Annotated in this window: 19 protein-coding genes; 12 read left to right on the top strand and 7 right to left on the bottom strand. The window is 59.0% G+C overall.

The annotated features are described in order from the left end of the window. The first annotated feature begins 45 nt into the window (after positions 1 to 45). Both NB069_RS11560 and NB069_RS11555 read left to right on the top strand, forming a co-directional pair. Positions 46 to 573, top strand: coding sequence for a helix-turn-helix domain-containing protein (locus NB069_RS11560; RefSeq protein ID WP_250583671.1), 528 nt, complete (start codon positions 46 to 48; stop codon positions 571 to 573). An 80-nt stretch (positions 574 to 653) separates the two neighbouring features. Next, positions 654 to 2,618, top strand: coding sequence for a peptidase U32 family protein (locus NB069_RS11555; protein WP_250583669.1), 1,965 nt, complete (start codon positions 654 to 656; stop codon positions 2,616 to 2,618). On the opposite strand, the gene NB069_RS11550 is transcribed toward NB069_RS11555, so the two are convergent. The 5 genes from NB069_RS11550 to NB069_RS11530 form a co-directional block, all read right to left on the bottom strand. Then, a complete protein-coding gene (locus NB069_RS11550) occupies positions 2,619 to 2,849 on the bottom strand; it encodes a DUF2554 family protein (RefSeq protein ID WP_250583667.1) in 231 nt (76 codons plus the stop codon). Between the two features lie 359 nt (positions 2,850 to 3,208). Beyond that, positions 3,209 to 3,337 carry a DUF2474 domain-containing protein gene (locus NB069_RS11545; RefSeq protein WP_032610877.1) on the bottom strand — a complete coding sequence of 43 codons (129 nt, stop codon included), beginning with the start codon at positions 3,335 to 3,337 and terminating at the stop codon, positions 3,209 to 3,211. Further along, complete coding sequence (cydB, locus tag NB069_RS11540; protein ID WP_250583665.1) at positions 3,337 to 4,347, bottom strand: cytochrome d ubiquinol oxidase subunit II; 1,011 nt, start codon at positions 4,345 to 4,347, stop codon at positions 3,337 to 3,339. The genes NB069_RS11545 and cydB overlap by 1 nt, the downstream gene beginning before the upstream one ends. Continuing rightward, on the bottom strand, positions 4,347 to 5,753 hold the full coding sequence (locus NB069_RS11535; protein WP_250583663.1) for a cytochrome ubiquinol oxidase subunit I: 1,407 nt from the start codon (positions 5,751 to 5,753) through the stop codon (positions 4,347 to 4,349). Before NB069_RS11535 ends, cydB begins: the two co-directional genes overlap by 1 nt. Before the next feature lie 227 nt (positions 5,754 to 5,980). Continuing rightward, the gene (locus NB069_RS11530) at positions 5,981 to 7,009 is read right to left on the bottom strand and encodes an LLM class flavin-dependent oxidoreductase (RefSeq protein WP_250583661.1); all 1,029 of its coding nucleotides are present in this window, start codon (positions 7,007 to 7,009) and stop codon (positions 5,981 to 5,983) included. Between the two features lie 359 nt (positions 7,010 to 7,368). Here NB069_RS11530 and ymcF point away from each other — a divergent pair, with 359 nt between their 5' ends. From ymcF to NB069_RS11480, 10 genes are all read left to right on the top strand, one after another. Continuing rightward, positions 7,369 to 7,557, top strand: a complete 189-nt coding sequence (gene ymcF, locus NB069_RS11525) for a cold shock small protein YmcF (RefSeq protein ID WP_039028652.1) — start codon at positions 7,369 to 7,371, stop codon at positions 7,555 to 7,557. A gap of 112 nt (positions 7,558 to 7,669) precedes the next feature. Beyond that, positions 7,670 to 9,088, top strand: a complete 1,419-nt coding sequence (locus NB069_RS11520; RefSeq protein ID WP_250583659.1) for a PLP-dependent aminotransferase family protein — start codon at positions 7,670 to 7,672, stop codon at positions 9,086 to 9,088. A gap of 291 nt (positions 9,089 to 9,379) precedes the next feature. Continuing rightward, on the top strand, positions 9,380 to 10,525 hold the full coding sequence (gene ydcS, locus NB069_RS11515; protein ID WP_250583657.1) for a putative ABC transporter substrate-binding protein YdcS: 1,146 nt from the start codon (positions 9,380 to 9,382) through the stop codon (positions 10,523 to 10,525). Positions 10,526 to 10,542: 17 nt separating this feature from the next. Next, positions 10,543 to 11,556, top strand: coding sequence for an ABC transporter ATP-binding protein (locus NB069_RS11510; protein WP_250583655.1), 1,014 nt, complete (start codon positions 10,543 to 10,545; stop codon positions 11,554 to 11,556). A 1-nt stretch (position 11,557) separates the two neighbouring features. Beyond that, positions 11,558 to 12,502 carry an ABC transporter permease gene (locus tag NB069_RS11505; RefSeq protein ID WP_250583653.1) on the top strand — a complete coding sequence of 315 codons (945 nt, stop codon included), beginning with the start codon at positions 11,558 to 11,560 and terminating at the stop codon, positions 12,500 to 12,502. Next, on the top strand, positions 12,492 to 13,298 hold the full coding sequence (locus tag NB069_RS11500; RefSeq protein ID WP_250583651.1) for an ABC transporter permease: 807 nt from the start codon (positions 12,492 to 12,494) through the stop codon (positions 13,296 to 13,298). The genes NB069_RS11505 and NB069_RS11500 overlap by 11 nt, the downstream gene beginning before the upstream one ends. Before the next feature lie 24 nt (positions 13,299 to 13,322). Next, entirely contained in the window at positions 13,323 to 14,747 is a 1,425-nt protein-coding gene (patD, locus tag NB069_RS11495; protein WP_250583649.1) for an aminobutyraldehyde dehydrogenase, read from the top strand. A gap of 196 nt (positions 14,748 to 14,943) precedes the next feature. Further along, positions 14,944 to 16,392 carry a flagellin gene (locus tag NB069_RS11490; protein ID WP_250583647.1) on the top strand — a complete coding sequence of 483 codons (1,449 nt, stop codon included), beginning with the start codon at positions 14,944 to 14,946 and terminating at the stop codon, positions 16,390 to 16,392. 345 nt (positions 16,393 to 16,737) lie between these two features. Further along, the gene (locus tag NB069_RS11485; protein WP_072036615.1) at positions 16,738 to 16,911 is read left to right on the top strand and encodes a GhoT/OrtT family toxin; all 174 of its coding nucleotides are present in this window, start codon (positions 16,738 to 16,740) and stop codon (positions 16,909 to 16,911) included. Between the two features lie 173 nt (positions 16,912 to 17,084). After that, positions 17,085 to 17,849 carry an alpha/beta fold hydrolase gene (locus NB069_RS11480; RefSeq protein WP_250583645.1) on the top strand — a complete coding sequence of 255 codons (765 nt, stop codon included), beginning with the start codon at positions 17,085 to 17,087 and terminating at the stop codon, positions 17,847 to 17,849. Between the two features lie 50 nt (positions 17,850 to 17,899). Here NB069_RS11480 and NB069_RS11475 read toward each other — a convergent pair whose 3' ends face one another. Together NB069_RS11475 and NB069_RS11470 are read right to left on the bottom strand one after the other, a co-directional pair. Then, entirely contained in the window at positions 17,900 to 20,062 is a 2,163-nt protein-coding gene (locus NB069_RS11475; protein WP_250583643.1) for a virulence factor SrfC family protein, read from the bottom strand. Continuing rightward, entirely contained in the window at positions 20,059 to 23,040 is a 2,982-nt protein-coding gene (locus NB069_RS11470; protein WP_250589500.1) for a virulence factor SrfB, read from the bottom strand. Before NB069_RS11470 ends, NB069_RS11475 begins: the two co-directional genes overlap by 4 nt. Between the last annotated feature and the right edge of the window lies 1 nt (position 23,041).

Genomic DNA, 23,041 nt, shown 5'->3' with positions numbered 1-23,041 from the left:
GCGTTATAGCATACAAGTGCTACACTCGCGGCAACGGGAGGGACCATGGACATCACACAACATCTTGCTATCACACTGAAAACGCTGCGTCAGGCGCGCGGCTGGAGTTTGTCGAAGCTGGCGGAAGAGACCGGGGTATCGAAAGCGATGCTCGGCCAGGTGGAACGCAATGAATCCAGCCCGACGGTCTCGACGCTGTGGAAAATTGCCACCGGGCTTAACGTGCCGTTCTCCACCTTTATCAGCCCCGAAACGGAGGATCCGCCGGTCTTCGACCCGCAGCAGCAGGCGATGGTAGTCAAACCGCTGTTCCCCTGGGATGAGGCGCTGAAGTACGATCATTTTTCGATTACCCTTGCGCCGGGCGCCCTGAGCGAATCCACGCCGCACGAGGCCGGGGTGATTGAGCACGTGGTGGTGATCAGCGGAGAGCTGGAGATGCAGATCGACGGCGTCTGGCAGACGCTTATACCCGATACCGGCCTGCGTTTTGCCGGAGATAAACCCCACGCCTACCGCAACAGCAGCGGCCAGACGGTGCACTTTCACTCACTCATCCATTATCCCCGCTAAAGGCACGTAAAACTGTTTCACTGGCCCATACTTCTGACTACAATAGCCGCCATTTTGACCATAACGGATAACGACGAAGTATGCGCCTGCCATCCCATCATCTTGAACTTTTAAGCCCGGCTCGTGACGCCGCCATTGCCCGTGAAGCGATCCTTCACGGTGCTGATGCGGTCTATATCGGCGGCCCTGGATTTGGCGCCCGCCATAATGCCAGCAACAGCCTGCGCGATATTGCCGATCTGGTGCCATTCGCCCACCGTTTTGGGGCGAAAGTGTTCGTGACCCTGAACACCATTCTTCATGATGATGAACTGGAACCGGCGCAGCGTCTGATTACCGATCTGTGCCAGACCGGCGTCGACGCCCTGATCGTCCAGGATATGGGCGTCCTCGAAATGGATATCCCGCCGATTGAGCTCCACGCCAGTACCCAGTGCGATATCCGCAGCGTGGAGAAAGCGAAGTTCCTCTCGGATGCCGGTTTCACCCAGATCGTGCTGGCGCGCGAGCTGAACCTCAATCAGATCCGCGACATTCGCCAGGCGACCGACGCCACTATCGAGTTCTTTATTCACGGTGCCCTGTGCGTGGCCTATTCCGGCCAGTGCAACATCTCCCACGCCCAGACCGGGCGCAGCGCCAACCGCGGCGACTGCTCCCAGGCCTGTCGTCTGCCGTACACCCTGAAAGACGATCAGGGCCGGGTGGTGGCGTTTGAAAAGCATCTCCTGTCGATGAAAGACAACGACCAGACCGCCAACCTGGGCGCACTGATCGACGCGGGCGTGCAGTCCTTCAAGATTGAAGGGCGCTACAAAGACATGAGCTACGTGAAGAACATCACCGCCCATTATCGTCAGATGCTCGATGCCATCATTGAGGATCGCGGCGGTCTGGCGCGCAGCTCTGCCGGGCGTACCGAGCACTTCTTTATTCCGTCCACCGACAAGACCTTCCACCGCGGCAGCACCGACTACTTCGTGAACGCGCGTAAAGATGATATCGGCGCCTTCGATTCCCCGAAATTTATCGGCCTGCCGGTGGGGGAAGTGCTGAAGGTGGCGAAAGATTATCTTGATGTGGAAGTGACCGAACCGCTGGCCAATGGCGACGGTCTGAACGTGATGATCAAGCGTGAAGTGGTGGGCTTCCGTGCCAATACGGTAGAAAAAACCGCTGAAAACCGCTACCGCGTGTGGCCGAACGAAATGCCAGCCGATCTTTGTAAAGCGCGTCCGCATGCGGCCCTTAACCGTAACCTCGACCACAACTGGCAGCAGGCGCTGCTGAAAACCTCCAGTGAGCGTCGCATTGCGGTGGATATCGAGCTTGGCGGCTGGGAAGAGCAGCTGATCCTCACCATGACCAGCGAAGACGGCACCAGCGTCACCCACACCCTGGACGGGCAGTTTGAGGTGGCGAACAACGCCGAAAAAGCGCTGAATAACCTGAAAGACGGCGTTGCCAAACTGGGCCAGACCATCTATTACGCCCGGGATATTCAGGTCAATCTCCCGGGCGCGCTGTTCGTGCCGAACAGCCTGCTTAACCAGTTCCGTCGTGAAACGGCAGAGATGCTGGACGCGGCGCGTCTGGCGAACTACCCGCGCGGCAGCCGTAAACCGGTCTCCGTGCCGCCGCCGGTCTACCCGGATACGCATCTTTCGTTCCTGGCGAACGTCTACAACCATAAAGCGCGGGCCTTCTATCAGCGCTATGGCGTGGAGCTGATTGACGCCGCGTATGAAGCGCATGAAGAGAAGGGCGACGTGCCGGTGATGATCACCAAGCACTGCCTGCGCTTCGCCTTCAATCTGTGCCCGAAACAGGCGAAGGGCAACATCAAAAGCTGGAAGGCGACGCCGATGCAGCTGGTGAATGGCGATGAGGTGTTAACCCTCAAATTTGACTGCCGTCCGTGCGAAATGCACGTCATCGGCAAGATGAAAAACCATATCCTGAAAATGCCTCAGCCGGGCAGCGTGGTGGCTTCCGTCAGCCCTGACGATCTGCTGAAAACGCTGCCGAAACGCAAAGGCGCTTAATCAGCGAAAATGGGTATCCGGTTTGCGCGACTTTTGCCAGTGGTGGTGTTCGCGCAAGCCGTCTGCCGACTCCTCCGCTACCACCCGCAGTTCATCGCTGTCCGCCTCGTGGCGCAACTGTTGCTCCACGCTCTTCACCCAAAAAAAAGCATGGCCTTTGTGGCCTGCCATCAGCTGGCCTGAAAATAGCGCGCAGGTCAGCATTACTACCGATAACGTTTTTTTAAACATCTTGCCACCGCCCGGTTACGTTGAGCGATCATCATGCCGATAGTTGCGTTGAGTTATTATTCTTTTTTTCAAAGGCAGGAAAGGATTTGTCAGAGTTTGTGGGTTAATGGTGCACCGGACTGTTCCCTCTCCCCTGTGGGGAGAGGGTTAGGGTGAGGGGAAACATGCGGCTGTAGAGTTGGTTCCGTTCACCTTAGGTTCCTTGCTTTTCTGTCACTACAGAACCGGTGAACGTGCTAAGGGGGCTCGCCCCGGCCTGCGGTCAACGCCTCAGCGATGTTCAGCCGGACCAGGGAGCCGCTGTAAGTTATTTATTATCCTTGAATTTCTCTATTGCTTTATGAGTAAGTAACTTATCACTAGTGCGACTTAAACCCCGCCGCCGTCATCAGCACCCGGAAAAACATCCCCACCAGCGCCAGCGCTAACACGCTGCCGCCCCAGATAATCACCATCCACATCAGACGTTTCCAGACAGGTTGATTCATCAGTGATAGCCCTCCCCAGGCTGGACTTTGCCGCGAAATACGTAATAGCTCCAGAAAGTGTAGACAAGGATGATCGGGATAATAAACAGCGCCCCCACCAGCATAAAGCCCTGGCTCTGGGCTGGGGCAGCGGCTTGCCATAAGGTAATGGACGGCGGAATGAGGTACGGCCAGATGCTGATCCCAAGCCCGCTAAAGCCCAGGAAGATTAACCCGAGAGTCAGTACGAACGGCAGATGATGGCTGTGCGGGTTACTCAGGCTACGCCACTGCCATAACCCCAGAACCCCTACCAGAACCGGAACCGGCAGCAGGTAGAACAGGTTCGGCAGGCTAAACCAGCGGTCGGCGATAGCCGGGTGGGCCAGCGGTGTCCAGAGGCTGATGACCGCGATTATCGCCAGCAGCGCCAGCAGCAGGCGTTTAGAGACCTGCCGCATCCGGCTCTGCAGCGGATTTTCGCTTTTCATCACCATCCATGTCGCGCCCAAAAGGGCATAGGCCACCACCAGCCCCAGGCCGCAGAAGAGGTTGAACGGCGTAAACCAGTCGAGCGGACCACCAGCCCAGGCGCGGCCGCTTACCGGAAAACCGTTGATTACTGCCCCCACAACCACGCCCTGGGTGAAGGTGGCAAGCAGGGATCCGCCAATAAATGCCTTATCCCAGAAGGGGCGGTGGGCGGGCGTCGCTTTGAAGCGGAACTCAAAGGCCACGCCGCGGAAAATCAGCCCAATCAGCATCAAGGTCAACGGGATAGTCAGGGCATCAACGATCACCGCATAGGCCAGAGGAAAGGCGCCAAATAAGGCCGCTCCGCCTAATACCAGCCAGGTTTCGTTCCCGTCCCACACCGGGGCGACGCTGTTGACCATCACATCACGGTCGTCCGCGTCCTGAATGGCCGGGAACAGAATGCCAATGCCCAGATCAAAGCCGTCCATCACGATGTACATCAGGGTGGCGAAGACGATAATTACAAACCAGATCAGGGAGAGATCGATTCCCATTAGGGTGTCTCCTTTGTCGTAAACTCAGTGCTGGCGGCCGAGAGCGGGCGTGCCGGACGACCATCATTTTCGGTCGGGTAGGTCTCTTCTTCCTGCGGCCCCTTTTTAATCAGGCGCACCATGTAGCTGTAGCCGACACCAAACACCGAGGTGTAGACCAGGATGAAGGCCAGCAGGCTGACGCTCATATGCAGATCCCCGTGAGCGGATACCGCATCTTTCGTGCGCTGTAATCCGTACACCACCCACGGCTGACGGCCCACTTCGGTCGTCACCCACCCGGCGAGAATGGCAATCAATCCCGATGGTCCCATCAGCAGGGCAAACCAGAGGAATGGCCGGGAGTGGTAGAGCCGCTGCCTGTAGCGTAGCCACAGGGCCACCGCGCCCAGCAGCAACATCAGCATGCCCAGCCCGGCCATAATACGGAACGACCAGAACACGATGGTGGCGTTAGGGCGATCCTCTTTTGGGAACGTTTTCAGCGCCGGGACCTGCTTATCCAGGCTGTGGGTGAGGATCAGGCTGCCAAGGGCCGGGATCGCCAGCCCGTAGCGAGTGCGCTCCTGCTCCATATCCGGCCAGCCAAACAGCAGCAGCGGGGTCGGCTCGCCGGGCGGGTTCTCCCAGTGGCCTTCAATGGCGGCAATTTTAGCCGGTTGATGCTTGAGGGTGTTGAGGCCATGCATGTCCCCAACCAATGCCTGGATAGGGGCGACAATCAGCGTCATCCACAGCGCCATTGAGAACATACGGCGAATGGCAGGGGTGTTATTTCCGCGCAGCAGGTGCCAGGCGGCAGATGCAGCGACAAACAGCGCACTGCTGAGAAACGCGGCAATGGACATATGCAGCAGGCGATACGGAAAGGAGGGGTTAAACACCACCGCAAACCAGTCCACCGGCACCACCTGGCCGTTGATGATCTCAAAGCCCTGCGGGGTCTGCATCCAGCTGTTCGAGGCAAGGATCCAGAAGGTGGAGATGAGGGTACCCAGCGCCACCATGCAGGTGGCAAAGAAGTGCAGTCCCGGCCCGACTTTATTCCAGCCGAACAGCATCACGCCGAGGAAACCGGCTTCGAGGAAGAAGGCGGTCAGCACCTCGTAAGTCAGTAACGGGCCGGTAATGCTCCCCGCAAACTGGGAAAAGCCGCTCCAGTTGGTGCCAAACTGGTAGGCCATCACCAGCCCGGAAACCACGCCCATCCCAAAGTTGACGGCGAAGATCTTCGACCAGAAATGGTACAGCGAGCGCCAGACGGGGTTTTTGCTTTTCAGCCATAACCCCTCCAGCACCGCCAGATAGCTGGCGAGACCAATGGTGATCGCCGGAAAAATAATGTGGAAGGAGACAGTAAAGGCAAACTGTATCCTCGCCAGATGAAACGCATCTAAACCAAACATGCACAGCCTCAAGGTCAATCGGTGTGTCTGTTATGGTAAATCAGCGCGAAAATCAGTATCAGAGACAGAAAAGAGGAATTTATGTATAACAGTTTCAGGAAAGCGGGCGTTATTCGGAAGTGTTATAATCAGTTGCCACCACGCCCGGCGGCGCTTCGCTTGCACGGGCCTACGGATTGGGCATGTTGTAGGCCGGGTAAGGCTTCAGCCGTCACCCGGCTTTATGTTCACGCGTCGCGCCAGCCCATCGCCGGTGCCACGTGCTTAAGAATCGACTCAATCACATGTACGTTATAGTCGACACCCAACTGATTCGGCACGGTCAGTAACAGCGTGTCCGCTTCGGCGATGGCTTCGTCCTGTTTTAGCTGGGCGATCAGCTTGTCCGGCTCGGCGGCGTAGCTGCGCCCGAAGATGGCGCGGGTTTTCTCATCCAGATAGCCCACGCTGTCGCTTTCGTTCCGGCTGGAGCCGAAGTACATCCGGTCGCGATCGTCCATCAGGGCAAAAATGCTGCGGCTGACCGAGACGCGCGGCGTGCGGGTGTGTCCCGCCTCGGCCCAAGCTTCGCGGTAGGCGCGGATCTGTTTTGCCTGCTGGATGTGGAACGGCTCGCCGGTCTCGTCGTCTTTCAGGGTGGAACTTTGCAGGTTCATCCCAAGCTTCGCGGCCCACACGGCGGTGGCATTAGAGCCTGCGCCCCACCAGATACGCTCCCGCAGCCCTTCGGCGTGCGGCTCAACGCGCAGCAGGCCCGGTGGGTTAGGGAACATCGGCTGCGGATTGGGTTTGGCAAAGCCTTCGCCGCGCAGAACGTCCAGCAGCACTTCAGTGTGGCGGCGCGCCATATCCGACTCGTTTTCACCTTCGCCAGGCACATAACCAAAGTAGCGCCAGCCATCGATCACCTGTTCCGGGGAGCCGCGGCTGATACCCAGCTGCAGGCGCCCGCCGGAGATCAAATCGGCTGAGCCGGCATCTTCCGCCATATAGAGCGGGTTTTCATAACGCATATCGATAACGCCAGTGCCAATCTCAATCCGGCTGGTTTTTGCGCCAATCGCCGCCAGCAGCGGGAAGGGAGAGGCGAGCTGACGGGCAAAATGGTGCACCCGGAAATAAGCGCCGTCGGCGCCCAGCTCTTCGGCGGCGACCGCCAGATCGATGGACTGCAACAGCGCGTCAGCGGCGGTGCGGGTGCCGGACTGCGGAGACGGCGTCCAGTGACCAAAGGATAAAAAACCGATCTTTTTCATTCCGGGTTTTCCTGATTTCAGAGAAATAGCGTGATCGTTACTTTACGGATTACCTAAAGAGATAAAATGCCGTTTATTTCACAGAACCCATCAAAAAATTTGAATGAATACAGCGAGTCGCATAATAACAAGAATTTTAGCGTGAAAATCGCTTGCCACCTTCCGGGATTCATGCGTTAATGCTCTTTCGGTTTGAAATCCAAAAGATATCTAAGCAGTATTTAAAGCATCTCTCATCACGTTGTGCCTCTCCACAGTCGCTCCTGGGTTTTATCTTTACGCTCTGATTAGTTTTGTCTCAGACCCATATTGCCGTTAAGGCCCATTAGTTTTTACGTGTATACGTACAGGAGATTTACATGAGTTCTACTATCCATTTTCGTTGCCCATGCTGTCATGGTTCGCAGTTCCGCACGTCCATTTTCGACGTGTCTGAAAAAAATCCGCACGGTGCAAAGTGCATTTTCTGCAAATCATCCATGATCACTCTCGACCACTTAGCGGCCTCCCGTCATGCCCGCCAGGTGCCGTTTGAGCTGCGTAAGTAATCCAGACAGGCGCCGTCACGCCTGCTGACATCCCCCTCATACCTATAACAGTTTATTAATTCTGCCTTTTTTCTCCTGCTGATATACTATGTAGCGCAGCAAGGAGAACCCGATGAAAAAATACCAGCGCCTGGCGCAGCAAATCATTTCGCAGATCGACCTGGGCGTCTGGCAGCCGGGCGATAAGCTTCCCTCCCTGCGCGAGCAGGTGACCAGCAGCGGAATGAGCTTTATGACCGTCGGTCATGCCTACCAGATGCTGGAGAGCCAGGGTCACATTGTGGCGCGCCCGCAGTCGGGGTATTACGTTGCGGCCCGTCCCAGCGGACAACAGCCGATGCCCCCCGCGCAGGTAATGCGCGACGAGGCGGTTGATATCAATACCTATATCTTCGACGTCCTGCAGGCCAGCCGCGACCCGTCGGTAGTGCCTTTTGCCTCAGCCTTTCCCGATCCGCGTCTCTTCCCCTTACAGCAGCTCAACCGCTCCCTGGCGAACGTCAGTAAAACTGCCACCGCCATGAGCGTGATCGAGAACCTGCCGCCGGGCAACGTCGATCTGCGTCACGCTATCGCCCGCCGCTATGCCCAGCAGGGGATGAACATCTCCCCGGATGAAATCGTCATTACCGCTGGGGCGCTCGAAGCCCTGAACCTCAGCCTGCAGGCGGTGACCGAACCGGGCGACTGGGTAATTGTGGAGAATCCCTGTTTCTACGGTGCGCTGCAGGCGCTGGAGAGACTAAAGCTGAAGGCGCTGTCGGTGGCCACCGACGTGCGCGACGGGATCGATCTTAACGCCCTGGCGCAGGCCCTGAACGACTATCCGGTGAAAGCCTGCTGGCTGATGACTAACGGACAAAACCCGCTGGGCTTTACCCTCAGCGCCGCAAAGAAAGCGCAGCTGATCGCCTTGCTCACGCAGCACAACGTCACCCTGATTGAAGATGATGTCTACAGCGAGCTCTATTACGGCCGCGAAAAGCCGCTCCCGGCGAAGGCCTGGGATCGCAACGACATGACGCTGCACTGCTCGTCGTTCTCCAAATGCCTGGTGGCCGGGTTTCGTATTGGCTGGGTCGCCGCCGGAAAACATGCCCGCCGCATCCAGCAGCTTCAGCTGATGAGCACGTTATCCACCAGTTCGCCGATGCAGCTGGCGCTGGTGGATTATCTTGCCACCAAACGTTACGACGCTCATCTCAGGCGCCTGCGCCGTACCCTGGCCGACCGCAAACAGCAGGCGTGGCAGGCGTTGCTGCGCCATCTGCCCGCCGACGTTAAAATTCACCACAGCGACAGCGGCTATTTTTTATGGCTGGAACTGCCCGCGCCGCTGGATGCCGGGGAGCTGAGCGCCCGGGCGCTGAAACACCATATCAGCATCGCGCCCGGCAAGATGTTCTCCACCTCCGATACCTGGACGCCGTTTTTCCGTTTTAATACCTCGTGGGCCTGGGGAGAGCGGGAGGAGCAGGCGGTGATCCAGTTAGGGCAAATAATCAGCGACATGTTAAATACCCAAAAATAAGATTTTCTCGCTATTGATCGCTGCCGCTAAATAATCATTTCTTATCCCGTTAATAACGCCGCAATTAATTTGCGGCGTTTTTTATTATCGCTCATAGGAAATATGCATAACCCCTTCGCCTGCTAACCCCTTGTCTATAATCCAGTTACCGGGGAATGCGCCCCCGGTCACAACCTGGTGAAATTTCTCAGGCCCGCCGGGTGCGCCGCAATGGCGCGGTCTACGTTTAATTAAGGAGATATTCTACCGGCACGGCTGCCTTCTGATTTCATTACGACAGGAGTAATACGTATGAGCAAAAAATTTGCCCGTAGCAGCCTGTGTGCGCTCGGCATGACTGTTTTGACTGCACAGGCGGCAGAGCCACCAAAAGAGATCGGCAAGGGAGAAGGACGGCTGGATATCATTGCCTGGCCAGGGTATATCGAACGGGGCGAGACCGATAAAAATTATGACTGGGTGACCCAGTTTGAAAAAGAGACCGGCTGTAAAGTTAACGTCAAAACCGCCGCCACCTCGGATGAGATGGTCAGCCTGATGGCGAAGGGCGGGTATGACCTGGTCACGGCCTCCGGCGACGCCTCCCTGCGCCTGATCATGGGTAAACGCGTCCAGCCCATCAATCCTGATTTAATTCCCAACTGGAAAACCATCGACCCGCGCATCGTCAAAGGCGAGTGGTTCAACGTCGACGGCAAAGCCTACGGCACCCCGTACCAGTGGGGGCCAAACCTGCTGATGTACAACACCAAAACCTTCCCGACGCCGCCTGACAGCTGGGCAGTGGTGTTTAAAGAGCAAAATCTGCCGGACGGCAAACCCAACAAAGGGCGCGTTCAGGCCTACGATGGTCCGATCTACATTGCCGATGCGGCGCTGTACGTCAAAGCCACCCAGCCGGATCTGGGCATCACCGATCCGTATCAGCTGACTGAAGCGCAGTATGCGGCGGTGGTGAAGGTGCTGAAAGATCAGCATGCGCTGGTCCATCGTTACTGGCATGACACCACCGTACAGATGAGTGACTTCAAAAACGAAGGGGTGGTCGCCTCCAGCGCCTGGCCGTATCAGGCTAACGCCCTGAAAGGCGAAAATCAGCCGATTGGTACCGTCTTCCCGAAAGAGGGCGTTACGGGCTGGGCGGATACCACCATGCTGCACGCCGATGCCAGACATCCGATGTGCGCCTACAAGTGGATGAACTGGTCCCTGACGCCAAAAGTGCAGGGCGATCTGGCGGGATGGTTCGGTTCGCTGCCGGTGGTGGCGGAAGGCTGTAAAACCAGCACCCTGCTTGGGGACAAGGGCTGTGAAACCAACGGCTACAACTATTTTGACAAAATCATGTTCTGGAAAACGCCTGTCGCTAACGGCGGAAAATTCGTTCCGTACAGCCGCTGGGTTCAGGACTACATCGCCATTATGGGCGGTCGTTAAGCGCCAGGGAGCGGACTATGACGTACGCAGTCGAGTTTAACGATGTCTCACGCCTGTATGGCGACGTGCGTGCGGTGGATGGGGTAACGATCCAGATACGTGACGGCGAGTTTTTCTCCATGCTGGGGCCTTCGGGTTCCGGCAAAACCACCTGCCTGCGCCTGATAGCCGGTTTCGAACAGCTGAGCGGCGGCACCATTTCCATATTCGGTAAAGACGCCAGCCTGCTTCCGCCCTGGGAGCGCGACGTCAACACCGTCTTTCAGGACTACGCCCTGTTTCCCCACATGACGATCCTTGAGAACGTGGCCTACGGGCTGATGGTAAAAGGGATCAGCAAATCCACCCGCCAGGCCCAGTCGCGGGAGGCGCTGGAGAAGGTCGGGCTCAGCTTTGCCGAGGCGCGCAAGCCCTCGCAGCTCTCCGGCGGCCAGCGCCAGCGGGTGGCGATCGCCCGGGCGCTGGTCAATCAGCCCCGGGTGCTGCTGCTGGATGAACCCCTCGGGGCGCTCGATCTTAAGCTGCGCGAGCAGATGCAGTTTGAGCTGAAAAAACTGCAGCAGGAGCTGGGGATCACCTTTATTTTCGTCACCCACGATCAGGGCGAAGCGCTGTCGATGTCCGACCGGGTGGCGGTGTTTAACAACGGGCGCATTGAGCAGGTGGATACCCCGCGCGAGCTCTATTTGCGGCCGCGCACGCCGTTTGTCGCCAGCTTTGTCGGCACCTCGAACGTCTTTTCCGACGCGACGGCCCGGCGCGTCTGCGGCATGACAGGCAGCTACTCCCTGCGCCCGGAACATATCCGTCTGGACGGGCAGGGTGAGATCCAGGTGCGGGGCCAGGTGCAGGCGGTGCAGTTTCAGGGGGCGGCCACCCGCTACGAACTGCGACTGGACGAAGGGGAGAAACTGCTGGTCAGCCAGGCCAACCTGAGCGGGTTGAAGCAGGCTACCGCGGTTGAGGCCGGGCAGCAGGTCACCGCCTCGTGGGCGCGTGACGCCATGGTGCCGCTGTATGAGGAGGGGTGAGATGGACATGAGCGTGTCACCTCCGTCGTCCTCGCACGGCTTGCCGGGGCGTCTGTCGGCGCTGTTCTGGCGCAAACCCTCCCTGGGGCTGTTTTTGCTTCTGCTCGGGCCGCTGATGTGGTTTGGTATTGTCTATCTCGGGTCGCTGTTCACCCTGCTGTGGCAGGGGTTCTACACCTTCGATGACTTCACGATGGCGGTGACGCCAGACCTGACCTTCGCCAACATCCGCGCGCTGTTCAATCCCGCTAACTACGACATTATCCTGCGCACCCTGGCGATGGCGATTGCCGTTACCCTCGGCAGCGCCATTCTGGCTTTTCCGATGGCCTGGTATATGGCGCGCTACACCAGCGGGAAGTGGAAAGCCTTCTTCTATATCGCGGTGATGCTGCCGATGTGGGCCAGCTACATCGTCAAGGCCTACGCCTGGACGCTGCTGCTGGCGAAGGATGGCGTGGCGCAGTGGTTCCTCAGCCATATGGGGCTGGAGCCGCTGCTGACCTCGCTGCTGACGGTGCCGGGCGTGGGGGGCAGTACGCTCTCCACCTCCGGGCTGGGGCGCTTCCTGATATTTGTCTATATCTGGCTGCCGTTTATGATCCTGCCGGTGCAGGCGGCGCTGGAACGTCTGCCACCCTCGCTGCTCCAGGCGTCGGCTGACCTCGGGGCCCGTCCGCGCCAGACCTTCCGCTATGTCGTCCTGCCGCTGGCGATCCCGGGCATCGCCGCCGGGTCAATCTTTACCTTCTCCCTGACGCTGGGCGACTTTATCGTGCCTCAGCTGGTGGGGCCGCCGGGCTACTTTATCGGGCAGATGGTTTACTCCCAGCAGGGGGCGATTGGCAATATGCCGATGGCGGCCGCTTTTACCTTAGTGCCCATTGTCCTCATTACCCTCTATCTGGCGTTCGTGAAGCGCCTGGGAGCGTTTGATGCACTTTGAACGCGCGCCGCTGTTTCTGAAAATTGCCACCTGGGGCGGGGTGATCTTCCTGCACTTCCCGCTGCTGATTATTGCCATCTATGCTTTTAATACCGAGGATGCGGCGTTCAGTTTTCCGCCCCAGGGGCTGACCCTGAAGTGGTTCAGCGCCGCTGCCGGGCGCAGTGATATTATTGAGTCTGTGACGTTGTCACTTAAGATCGCTGCGCTGTCCACCGTTATTGCGCTGGTATTGGGCACTCTGGCGGCCGCGGCGTTATGGCGCCGGGATTTCTTCGGCAAAAACGCGGTCTCGCTGATGCTGATCCTGCCCATCGCCCTGCCGGGGATCGTCACCGGGCTGGCATTACTGACGGCCTTCAAAACCATCAATCTGGAGCCTGGCTTCTTTACCATCATTCTCGGTCACGCCACGTTTTGCGTGGTGGTGGTGTTCAATAATGTGATTGCCCGTTTCCGGCGCACCTCCTGGAGCCTGGTTGAAGCCTCCATGGATCTGGGGGCGAACGGCTGGCAAACCTTCCGCTATGTGGTGCTGCCCAATCTGGGTTCGGCGCTGCTGGCCGGGGGGATGCTGGCGTTTGCCCTGTCGTTCGATGAGATCATCGTGACGACATTTACCGCCGGACACGAGCGCACCTTACCGCTGTGGCTGTTAAATCAGCTCGGACGTCCGCGGGATGTCCCGGTAACAAACGTGGTGGCACTGCTGGTGATGCTGGTGACCGCCATCCCAATTCTGGGGGCCTGGTGGCTAACCCGCGACGGCGAAAACATCGCCGGAAGCGGCAAATAACGTTGATTTCAACAGGACAATGCTATGCAAACTCAACTGCTGATTAATGGTGAACTGGTCAACGGCGAAGGGGAAAAGCAGCCGGTCTATAATCCTGCCACCGGTGAGGTGCTGCTGGAGATTGCCGAAGCCTCGGCAGCTCAGGTGGATGCCGCCGTGCAGGCCGCCGACCGGGCGTTCGCCAGCTGGGGGCGGACCACGCCGAAAAGCCGCGCCGAATGTCTGCTCAAGCTGGCGGACACCATTGAAGACAATGCCGATACGCTAGCGGGGCTGGAGTCGCAAAACTGCGGCAAGCCGCTGCACTGCGTCAAGGGGGATGAGATCCCGGCCGTTGCCGATGTCTTCCGCTTCTTTGCCGGGGCGGCGCGCACCCTCCACGGTTCGGCGGCGGGGGAATATCTTGAGGGGCACACCTCGATGATCCGCCGCGACCCGGTTGGGGTGGTGGCGTCCATCGCACCCTGGAACTATCCCCTGATGATGGCGGCGTGGAAGCTGGCGCCCGCCCTGGCTGCCGGTAACTGCGTGGTGCTCAAACCCTCCGAAATCACGCCGCTGACTGCGCTAAAACTGGCGGAGCTGGCAAAAGATATCTTCCCGGCCGGGGTCATTAACGTGCTGTTTGGCCGGGGTAAAACCGTTGGCGATCCACTTACCGGCCACGACAAGGTGCGGATGGTGTCCCTCACCGGCTCAATCGCCACCGGGGAGCACATCATCGGCCATACCGCCTCGACGATTAAGCGCACCCATATGGAGCTGGGCGGCAAAGCGCCGGTCATTGTCTTTGATGATGCCGATCTCGACGCGGTGGTGGAGGGCGTCCGGACCTTCGGTTTCTACAACGCCGGGCAGGACTGTACCGCCGCCTGCCGCATTTACGCCCAGAAAGGAATTTATGCCGCGCTGGTAGAAAAACTGGGAGCTGCGGTCTCGAGCCTGAAGATCGGCGCGCCGGATGATGAAAGCACCGAGCTCGGGCCGCTAAGCTCCCAGGCGCATCTGGATCGGGTCTGTAAAGCGGTGGAGGAGGCGAAAGCCCTTGAGCATGTGCAGGTGATCACCGGCGGCAGCAAGCACAACGGCAAAGGCTACTGGTTCCAGCCCACGGTGCTGGCAGGGGCGAAGCAGGAGGATGCCATCGTCCAGCGGGAAGTCTTCGGCCCGGTGGTGAGCGTCACCGCGTTCGAGGACGAGGAGCAGGTTCTCAACTGGGCAAACGACTCTCAGTACGGGCTGGCCTCTTCGGTATGGACGCAGGACGTTGGCCGCGCCCATCGCGTCAGCGCGCATCTCCAGTATGGCTGCACCTGGGTCAACACCCACTTTATGCTGGTGAGTGAAATGCCCCACGGCGGAATGAAAATGTCGGGCTACGGCAAAGATATGTCGGTCTATGGCCTGGAAGATTACACCGTGGTGCGCCATATCATGTTCAAACACTGATCGTGTTTCCGCCGGCCCGGCCTCTGAACCGGCGGAAACAAAATATATTTTATTAAATACATTGATTTGATGAATATATTAAGGCACCCGTCCTGGCAGGCAGAAAATATATCGATTGGTTTTATTAAATATTTCCTAAATAAAATTACGAGCGGGCCGATAGAGTAGTCAGACCAGAAAAACGGCCCTGTTCATCATGCTTGCAATTAATCATAACGAGATTGCCGGGCTCTCGCTTAAGTCCCGGAACGCTAACACCACGTTGCTTTCTCAAACCATTGAGCGGCTCTCCTCAGGACTTCGTATTAACAGCGCAAAGGATGACGCGGCCGGGCAGGCGATAGCCAACCGGATGTTCTCAAATATTAACGCGGATAGCGCTATCTCCCGCGGGCTCGACGATGCCATAAGCCTGGCGCAGACGGCAGAAGGGAGCCTGAGCGATATCGGTAATATGCTGATCAAAGCCAAAAGTCTCGCTATCCAGGCGGCGAACGGCACCTTATCGCAGTCGGACCGGGACAGTATTAACCAGGAGTATCAGCAGATTCTGGCAACGATTACGCAGGTCTCTGAACAAACTGAGATTTTTGGTCAATATCCGCTGGCGACCGATAAGCCGGTATTTCCGCCGCAATTAATCGGCGATGTTCCACCCTTAAACACCAAATTCCCCGTAGCCGGAACCGATTATTCCTTCAGCTCGGGAATTATTCCGCTGGCTTATATTCCCGCCGGTTCGACAAATATCACCATCACCATTGATTCACTGGGGCTGGATGACGATCTGCAGCTATTTACCCGGGACGGGAAACATCTTGCCGGCACGCCGTTAAACGGCCCGGATGCGGATTACACCTGGGTCAGCCGGGGAATTACCGACGGCGCTAAAGCCACCGCGTCGGTATTGACCGCCAAAAACGGTTTCAGCAGCGGGGCGGTTTACGATGACGCACAGCTGATTGACGGCGGGCCCGGCTGGAGCCTGAGCGGGGAAACGCTCAACTATAACGGCATGAACATTAGCTACAGCGGGGACGGCGACCGTTATGAAGATGTCGCATCCGGGGCCTGGAACGACGGTGCTAACGGCTCGAACCGTATCGAACGTATGACCCTGGATACCGTCACGGAAGATCTGCTGGTAATGGTGGTAGGAAGCGGGTCTTTCACCAGCAACATTAAATGGGGCACGCTGCCGACGCCGACCATTCCCCCTGAGGTGCCGCCGAAGCAGAGTCGGCCGATAGAGGTTGTCACCAGCGCCAACTTCGGGGAAGAGATGCAGACCACCACCATCGAGCCAACCCCGACGGATCTGAAGACGTTGCAGCTGGACAATACTGAGATGTCCACCGAGGCAGGTGCCCGGAAGTGCATGGGATTGCTGGATGCCGCGCTGGAGAAAGTGAGCAGCTATCGCGGGCAATATGGCGCGATGATGAACCGGTTTGAATCCAGTAAAGCGGTGCTGTCCCAGCAGGGCGTGGCGATGCAAACCGCCCGCAGCCGCATTCAGGATGCCGATTACGCCGCCGAGGCCAGCCAGCTTGCCCGGGCGCAGATCCTGGAGCAGAGTCAGAATGCGGCGCTTAAGATGGCGAATCAGGTCCCGCAAAGGGTGCTTGATCTGCTCAAAATGTAAGCACCATTGGCAGTGTGTTTTTTAACCAGGCTATACTTGTTTATTCCGAAGGCCACAAAGGAGAGTCTGATGCTTCAGGTTGATAAAGACAAATCCCCTAAAGTACCCGATTCGGGTAACAAAAAGCCTCAACCGGTGAAGAAGTAAAGCCGGAAACCAGGGCCGCTGATCGCGGCTCTGGTTATCGCTATCCCCGAAAAACCTCGTCAAAAAGTTGTAGCGGATGCTACCCAACTGTTATTACCTCGCAAAAACTGTGGATAATCTGTAACAAAAAAACTTGATCCTTATCAACATATGTCGCATATTGCGCGCGGTTATTGAACAGCAAATTGGGTCATTGAAATGACGTTGTACCAGAAGATGTTGATGTTTTACGCCGTCATGGCGACGATCAGTGCCCTGATCACCTGGTTTCTCTCTAAAGATCGTAAGCGTATCCGTTTTCTGAGTGCCTTTCTGGTGGGCTCCACCTGGCCGATGAGTTTCCCGGTCGCCCTGCTGATCTCTCTCTTCTAAAAGCCGCCTTAGGCGGCTTTTTGCCGGATGCGGTGCAAGCACCTTATCCGGCCTACTTAACGTAGCGCCCTCCGACGTCTGTTTCTGAAGACACCTTCCAGATTTGAATGCCAGCGATAGTATTTCTTTACGATGGGCTGTATAAATACACAGTTATCTGAAAAGGAGTGCATATGAACAGCTTTAAATCGCTACAGGCCAATTGTGTCGTGCGCTGGCAGGAACTGCCCGGACAGGGCGAACCGCTGGTCTTTATACACGGTCTCGGCTGTGCCTCTTCTTACGAATATCCCCGCATTGTGTGCGAGCCTCAGTTCGGTTCCCGTAGAGCCATTCTTATCGATCTGCCCGGCAGCGGTTACAGCGATAAACCTGAAGCATTCAGCTATCAGACCTCTGCCCAGGCGCAGGTGGTCATCGAGCTGCTCAATCATCTGGGCGTAACGTCATTCTGGCTGTACGGGCACAGCATGGGGGGCAGCATTGCGATCGAAGCGGCAGAGCTGGCCGGTAACCGTCTTCGGGGATTGATCGTTTCAGAGCCCAACTTTCATGCCGGAGGTGGTGTGTTTAGCCGGGATATAGCCGCGCAGACAGAAGACGAGTTTGTTCGAACAGGTTATCAGGCGATGCTGGAGGCGGAAACCTCATCCTGGAAAGGCTGCCTGCAAAGCAATGCTCCCTGGGCAGTGTGGCGCGGTGCCGCGAGTCTGGTTACAGGCGTACAGCCCAGCTGGAATGTGCGCTTTCTGCAATTGTCTTGCCCGGTATGGCTTATTTTTGGTGAGCTTTCGTTACCCGACGCCGATGTAGACGAGATGCGTGGGCAGGGCGTTGAGGTAAAAATTATCCCGGATGCAGGGCACTCTATGTCCTGGGAAAAACCCTCGGCGCTGGCGAAGGCGTTATCTGATTGCCTTGATCAGGCCTACGCATGATATTCCTCTCACCGTAGGCCTGATAAGCGCAGCGCCATCAGGCGTCTCTGTCAGGCGAGCAACCCCTGCAACGCCTGGCGGTCGTCCATCGTCATATCATGCGGATGCTGATATCCGATATTCTCAATCGCCTGGGTATACAAGGCCACCAGCCAGTCGTAGACATAGGCCGTCGCGGCGTGCACCGGCTGCTCTCCCAGTCGGGTTAAGCGCGGCGCGCTGCTGTTGACCGATGGCGTCACAAACACCGGCTGGCCCTTGCGGATGCGGCTGGCCGGACGGGCGGATGCCGGGGTCTGCGCATAACCCACCCAGCCGACAAAGTTGCCGAGTGCGGCATGCAGCTGCGCGGCGCTGCTTTTATCGGTATCGACTATTTTCTTCAGCAGCGCGAGCAGGTTCAGGCGGTAGCTGGCGATCACCAGCACATCGCCGATCTGCTGCAGGATCGCGGACTCCAGACCCAGACGACTGGCGACGGCCTCGTCGCGGCTCCACTGGCGCATATGATTGATCCACACCTGATGGGCCAGACGGGCCTTGTCGGTGGGCTGTAACATCTCATCGCTGTCCAGGGCGCTGTCGGCAAACAGGTCGATGGCGTCGGTAAACAGACCATTAACCTGCTCCTCGCGCGGCTGCTGCACGGCAAGCAGCGTCTCAAAGGCGCGCAGCGGCGGGAGTAATCCCTCCAGCAGCTCCCCGTGACGGGCAGCGCTCCCCTGCAGGGCTCGCACCATCGCTTCGGCGGCAACGCGCTGAGCGCCAGCATCCTGGCTCAGCGGCGCGAGATACCCCTGCATCAGCTGGCGTAGCTGGCGCTGATGCTGCTGGCGTAACGCCTGCAAACGGGTCTGGCGTTGGGTGGCCAGCGTCGCCTGGGACAACCACTCGATCACCCGCTGCATGCTGCTGGTATCGAGTGCCTGCAACGTCCCCCAGTGCTGGCCGGGTTTGCCCAGCAGTTGTTGCACGGCTTCGTCGAGATTGGTACGGCTGGTGAAGCGCGCATCCTGCGGGGTGATGGCCCATACCAGGCCCGGGAGTGCAGCATCGTCGCCCGGCTGGGTTGCCTTCACCCAGTTGAGGAGCATTCTCGCGGTTCTGGCCGTCTGGCCGTGATGAGCGGTGGCGTTGCAGATCACCAGCACGTCCGGCTGCAGCTGCTGACGGTAGTGCTCCAGCAGCCACTGCTGTTTGGCCCGGGCGAGGGGCAGATCCGGCTGGGCCGACGGGGCAGGAATATCAATGATATCCACTCCGGCCAGGGCGCACTGTTCGACCGGCAGGATCAGCTCCCGGGTCAGCAGGGCCAGCACATCCAGCGGAATGCTGATGGCATTAAGCAGTTCACCCTTGTGCAGCGGATGCAGCACCGCCTGCTGGACGTCCGGCAGGGCGATGTCGCCGCGGGTGAGGAAACCTTCGGTCGGCAGACCAAAGTTGTCCACCAGCAGGCTCAGCGGGGCGGCCAGCTCTGGCGCATGGCTGGTCTGGTGAAGAATATGCGCCAGCTTGAGCCACTCCTGGGTCAGCTCCTGCTGTTCGCCCCACAGTAACGACCAGACGCTGGCCCGGGTGCTCAGATCCAGCGACGGCAGCAGCAGGGCAAACTGGTGCCACAGGGCATCGTCCATCTGTTGCGCCGCCGCGGGGACAGTATCGCGCCAGTAGTGGGCGATAGTGCCCACGTCGGCAGGGGTGATCCCCGGAACGCTCTGGGGCTGGCGCAGGGCGCGCCACTTCTCCAGCCGCGCCTCGATAACCGATTTATCCACCGCCGCGAGCGTGGCACGGGCCAGAAACACCTGCACCAGTTCGGCTTCGGTGAGCAGGCTCAGGCGCAGCGGAAAGACGTCGTCAGCCACCTCCGCCGCGTTCGGGGTGAAGCGCAGCGCCATGTTGGTAAGCGCGTGACCGGGGTTGATGTGGGAAAAATAGTCAAAGGTCCGCTGGCCGACGGTCACATTCATCCGCTGATTGTCATTGCCGCACAGGGTGGCGAGCAGGTGCGCTTTCGCCGCCTGGGAGTGACCGTACAAGCCGATGGTGCTGCCGGAGGCCAGCGCGCGCGCAATCGCGTTTTCCCGCGCGTCGGCCATCGCCAGTCGTGCGAGCAGGGCGTCGGCGTCGTTATCGAGAATGGGGGCGTGCTGACGCGTTGCGTTGATCCACCCGATTAACGCCTGAGTCGTGGTCGTCGTGGCTGTCATTTCAGGTATACGCTCCCGCTGTCGATCCAGTAATGGCTACCGCTGTGTCGGCGATCGGCCAGAGTATTCAGTTTAAAGGTCAGGGCATCCGCCGACACCGGCGTGCCGTCCTGCAGCCAGGCGTCGCTCAGCTCAAAGGCCTCCGGGCCTTCATGTTTATTGCCGCCGCAGAGTTTAAGGCGCACGTTCAGCACCCCGTCACCGGCAATCGATTTTGCCAGCTCCGCCGAGTTAATGCTCAGGGTGTAGAGCGGGGTGGCAGGCCAGCGGGCGTTCGCCAGCTGACGGAAGCCGAGAGTGACGTTGCCCCGCAGCGGGAAGTGCAGACGGGTATCCAGCTTCGCCCCCGGTTTGTCGAGGTCCAACTCCTGATACCAGACGTTCTCTTCGCGCAGGGTATTTACCGTATTATCCAGCACGCCTAAGTAGCGCACGGTGGAGTAGGCGCCGATGTCCGCCGCCTTAAAGTTGAAGCGCGGCAGGCGCAGATCCAGCGCCAGGCTACAGAGCATCGCCCCGACCGCCGCAGTGGATTTGGGGTTGCCAATGCGCCCCTGCTGGCTGAACGGATACCACTCATGCACCCGGTACTTATCCAGCCATACCATGCGGCTGACCGGGACCGGCTGCAGATGGCGGATCAACGCCTGAACGCCCGGCAGACAGCCCGGACGCCCGGTGATCAGCAGAATATCGCAGGCGTAGTGGGAGATCGCCTCGGCTACCGCGTGCAGCGGTGCGGCCAGGGTGAAGTGCCCGGCCAGCATCGCGTCCTGCATTTCGCGGAAGTTAACGTGCAGCGGCACGGCAAACAGGTCGAACGGCGGGGAGCCCGCAGGCAGGGCGTGCTCAATGGCCTGTTGCAGGTAGTTCATCACGTTGCGCGTGGGCTTGCGGGTCAGCAGATCGCCAAAGGTGGCGTGCAGTCCGTCCAGCGGATCGTCGGCGTCGCTGGCTTCCCAGGCGGCGAGGATCGCATGGCCAATCGGCATAAACAGCTGCAACGCCGTCTGCTGGCGCAATACCGCCTGGGTGTCGATGCGCCCGGAGTCGCCAAACAGCGAGGCCATCAGCAGCGAGGCATCGGCAATGCCGGACTTCTGCAGCTGTGTCTGCAGGGCAGGCAGAATGTAGCGCTGAATGACGTCCAGCAGGGTGTCATCCCCCGCCACCTTAAAGCCTTCGCGGAACAGCAGCTGCGGCGTGATCTTGACGTTACTGCCCGAGCCGTCGTCGAGCTGGTAGTGGGTGATCGCCATATCGGTCGTGCCGCCGCCGATATCAATCGAGGCCACGCGCAGGGCGCGGCCCGGCTGACAGCCAGGCTCCGGCTCACGATCCGGGCGGGCAAGGGCGGCAAAAAACGCTTCGGTCTGGCCATTGTAGTGGGAGATAGCTTCGTTATAGAGCCACACCAGCTGGCCGCAGCTGGCTTCATCCCACTCCATCTGGATCTCCGGAACCGGCACCACGCTCTTCTCCTGCTGTTTACGGCTGGAGAAGTCGTCATCCTGCGGGTGCCAGCCCATGGCTTTCCAGACGATAGCGATGGCTTCGAACATGCGACGGCGGAAGATCTCCCGCTCCTGCTTCGGCATCGCCGACGGCAGGGTGAGGATCAGGGTGCGCAGCTGACGCGGCGAGGCCGGGAAGCCCAGACGCAGACGGGTGGCAACGCTGTTGATCTGCCCCAGCGCCTGCGCCAGCAGCTCGCACAGCATATGGGTCATCAGGGTGCTGCGGCTGTACTGCGGGGAAAACACCGGCAGGCGCTCATCCTGCGGCAGGGTGAACAGCGGCTGTCCGTCGTCGTTCATCAGATTCATCAGCGGGAAGGCGGTCGCCAGCGGCTCGCGCTGGGTTTTTGCGTTCATCTGGCTGAAACGCCAGTCCTGCACCACCGGGGTTTCATCCCACAGATAACGGCGCGGGCTGGAGATGCCGCTGTTGCCCTCGGTGCCCAGACGCTGAGTGGCGAGCTTGCGCGCCTCGTCGCCCACGCGCACGATGGAGGGCCAGACAAAGGCATCTTCACGCCCGCTCTCCACCGAGAAGTGCTGCTTGCCGAAGCGGGCTTCGGAGAACTCAAGGCGGCTGGTAAACAGCGGCTCATTCAGGAACTGCGGCTCGCTTAACGAGCGCACCTGCAGCTCGGCGGTCTGGCGCAGGCCGTCGTTGGCATCCCCGTGGTCTTCGATGATCACCCCGCAGGTGTGGGTGTTACCCACATCCAGGATCAGGTCCACCGGGATCGCCGGAGTGCTGAGGGTATGGGTGACGAATTTCACTTCCGGGACGGTGAGCTGCTCGCCCAGCATCGCCAGAATGTTCAGCCAGTGCGCCTGGTACTCAAAGTTGCGCATCGCCAGCTGCAGCTCACGTTCAGCGCGGTTCTCCACGCCGGTGGCATACTGAGTAAAGGCCTCGCGCAGCCAGCCGTCAATCCAGGTCTGGTCGAGGAAATTCGCCACTTCATCGTCACGCCAGGCCAGCGCGAATCGGGTCCCGTTGAGAATGTCATTCTCCACCGGCGACAGGGGACTGGTGGCGTGGGCGGCAATCTGGCTGTCCAGCGCCAGGGTCACGCGGTGGCTGTTTCCGGCGTTATCCGGGGTTTCCAGCTTACGGACCTGCACCCGCGCCCAGTTATCCGGGCCTTCAACAAAGGTGCGCGGTGGGTTGAAGCGCAGGAAGGGCACCGGCAGCCAGACGCCGTCCAGCACCGCCAGCGACTGCTGCAACAGAATGGTGCTTTCCGGTTTAACCACTTCCGGCTGTCCGCCGTGGGTCGCAGGCAGGGTGTAGCGGCCGTTGACCAGATCGAAGTCCAGGCGCAGCAGGGGGCCGTTGGCGGTTTTACGCACAAAACGCCCGCTCTGGGCGGAATCCTGCGGAGTCAGGCCGAAATCAAGAAACTGTACGCCGCTGTTGGCAATCAGCGTGACGCTCTGTTTGTAGTCGCAAAGGTTTACCAGCATA

It is taken from the genome of Leclercia adecarboxylata (genome assembly GCF_023639785.1).
In the GTDB taxonomy this organism is placed as follows: Bacteria; Pseudomonadota; Gammaproteobacteria; order Enterobacterales; family Enterobacteriaceae; genus Enterobacter; species Enterobacter adecarboxylatus_D.
Note: the sequence above shows the minus strand (reverse complement) of the source record. Positions and strands in the feature narration are given on the sequence as shown.